Here is a 2,555-nt window from a genome sequence, read left to right on the forward strand (position 1 = left end):
TAGTCGAATCAAAATTGTATAGAGTAGATATTATGATAAATAGTAATTCTTATATTATATTTAAATATGATAACTTAACTGAAATTATTAAGAAAAAAGAATTTACTAGTGGGATAAAAATTGTAGGAACTAATATTGATAGCAATGAGTTAGTATTCAATCATACAGGTGCACCTAGGGAATCTGGGACTATAAATTTAAAAAATAGTAAAGGGAAGAGTATTGAGATTAGAGTGACCCCTGCTACAGGCAAAGTAAATATTTATTTTGACTAAATTGGAGGTTAAAATGAATAATAAAGGTTTTTTATTTACAGAGTCTTTAATGGGATTATATTTAATAGGGATTATAGCTGTAAGTTGTTTACCAATTTTAAATACAGCTTTAGGCAATATAAAGAAGACTAAAGATAAAATGAATATGTTATTAATTGCAGAATCTACTATAGAACAAATCAAATCTTTTGATTATAATTGGACAGACGAAGAATATATATTTGACATGAATATAGAAGAATTGATAGAGATTTTTATTGTTTCAGAAGCTATAGCAATTAGGTTGCCTTTTAATAATAATCAAGAATATGACTATCAATGTATAATATATAAGGAAAATAGCAGCAAAGATTTGTGGAAAATACAAGTAGAAGTAGCCTCATGTCAAGGAAATAAAAGAATAAAGACTGTTGATTTATTAACTTTCGTACCTATTCCTAAAAAGAGGTGAAATATGAAATTGAAGAGAGAAGGAGGTTTCACATTAATTGAACTTATATTAGCTTTGGCAATTAATTCTATATTATTTTTGGCTATATTTTCCATGCTTAACTTTAGCGTAAGATGTTGTAAACTAGGAGATATTGAAGATGAGGTATTATTAAATGGAAGATATGCATTGGAATATATTAAAAGGGAAATAAGATCAGCGGACAAGATAATATCTACGGAGAAATTTGATTCATTAGATGAAGAATATGAAGATCATTTTGGATTTGTAATTATGAATTACGATTCTAATAAAACGTTTAAATATAATTATATTACATATTATTTCAAAAACAATAAGATTTATAGGATTGCTGCAAATAGGGTAAATGATAAACTGCCTAAAGGTAGTGAATTTAGTGGACACAACGAAATAGCTGAATTCATAGAATCGGTGGAAGGAACAAATATAAATTTTAATACCAAACTAATTGAGCTAATATTTATTTTAGAAGGAAAAGATTTGAAAGAAATAAAACTACAATCAAAGCTAAGTGTTAGATGTCCTACTATCTATTAATATACGAGGTGAGGTTGTGGTTGAGGACAAAGGGTTTATATCTATTATAGCTTTATTTACCATGTCAATAATATTGATTTCTTCATTGTTTTTAATATATACTTCTAATTTAGAATATTTAATTGTAAATTCTAGTCAAAATAATATACAAGCCTATTATCTTGCAGAAAGTAAAATACATATCGTGTTAAATAAAGATGAATATTATTATGATCAATTAATGCCAAAGATAAAAAAGTATATAAGATATGGAAGGATAGGAGGTACAAGCAATAGAAGAATTATTTTAGATAATAAGGATTTATATAAGGAAGATAACAATAATATTGTTAAACTTAACTTTATAGAAGACAATAGAAGGTATTTAGAGCTTGAAACCTATAGTACTTATTCTGGTATAAAAAAGAATGTTATAGTTAGAACTACTATAATCAATGATTTATTTGAAATGAAGGTTCCAGTATTATCAAAAAGACTTATTCATCCAGATAAGATTAAAAAATTTGAAAATTATATATTGACTTTAGAAGATAGTATCGAAATACCGGATTCTTCTAGTGATATAATTGGGATAGAATCCATGGATTATGAAGAAATAAGAATAATTAAAGATTTAGATAGTAGAACTAATATTGAATACTACAGAAACAATATGGAATTTCCAGTAAAGGAAGAGGTTTTAGTTGAGGAAGAAGTATTCATAATATCTAGAAACGATAATTTTTTTCCTAATCTAATAATCGAGTCTGAAAATGATTCAGATAAAGTGACGTTGAAAGGTATTCTATATATAGAAGGAGATTTAAATATTCATAATGATTTTCAGTTTTGTGGTATTTTAATTGTCAATAATGGGGAAATTTACATTGATTCTTCTAGGGATGTAAATATTGAAGGGATCGTTTTATTAAATAATTGTTGTCAAGATTTCAATGTAGATGATAGGATTAACATAAATTACAATTTACATGAAATTAAAAATTATGGAATATATCTACCAAATTTTATTGAACCTGAGGTTCAAGTTATAAAAGGTCAATAACTTTATTATTATAGGGAGGGAATATTGTGGAGTTACGAAATTTAATGGAAGATGAAGTTATTCATACAATAAATAAGATATTAAAGGATAAATATGATATATGTACCTGTGAGAAATGTAAATTAGATATTGCTGCTATTGCATTAAATAATTTAAAACCTAAATATGTTGTTACTGAAAAAGGAGAGTTGTTTGGGAAAGCATATACTTTAGACTATCAATTTGATGC

At 25.8% G+C, this 2,555-nt stretch carries 5 protein-coding genes; all 5 read left to right on the forward strand.

Going from position 1 to position 2,555, the window contains the following annotated elements; all coding sequences use genetic code 11:
* The coding region (locus VK998_RS09110) for a hypothetical protein (protein ID WP_325227807.1) at positions 1-275 on the forward strand (275 nt) is incomplete at its 5' end.
* A gap of 13 nt (positions 276-288) precedes the next feature.
* A complete protein-coding gene (locus tag VK998_RS09115) occupies positions 289-726 on the forward strand; it encodes a hypothetical protein (protein ID WP_325227808.1) in 438 nt (145 codons plus the stop codon).
* A gap of 3 nt (positions 727-729) precedes the next feature.
* On the forward strand, positions 730-1,284 hold the full coding sequence (locus tag VK998_RS09120) for a PilW family protein (protein ID WP_325227810.1): 555 nt from the start codon (positions 730-732) through the stop codon (positions 1,282-1,284).
* A gap of 16 nt (positions 1,285-1,300) precedes the next feature.
* Positions 1,301-2,326, forward strand: coding sequence for a hypothetical protein (locus VK998_RS09125; RefSeq protein ID WP_325227812.1), 1,026 nt, complete (start codon positions 1,301-1,303; stop codon positions 2,324-2,326).
* 26 nt (positions 2,327-2,352) lie between these two features.
* Positions 2,353-2,555, forward strand: a 203-nt coding sequence (locus tag VK998_RS09130) for a late competence development ComFB family protein (protein ID WP_325227814.1), incomplete at its 3' end; no start/stop codon positions are given.

The sequence above is a fragment of the Schnuerera sp. genome, from assembly GCF_035459645.1.
Taxonomy (GTDB): Bacteria; Bacillota; Clostridia; order Tissierellales; family Tepidimicrobiaceae; genus Schnuerera.

Excerpts from the sequence above, each read along its gene's own strand:
- VK998_RS09120 (WP_325227810.1), top strand. The coding sequence starts at position 730 with ATGAAATTGAAGAGAGAAGGAGGTTTCACATTAATTGAACTTATATTA.
- VK998_RS09115 (WP_325227808.1), top strand. The coding sequence starts at position 289 with ATGAATAATAAAGGTTTTTTATTTACAGAGTCTTTAATGGGATTATAT.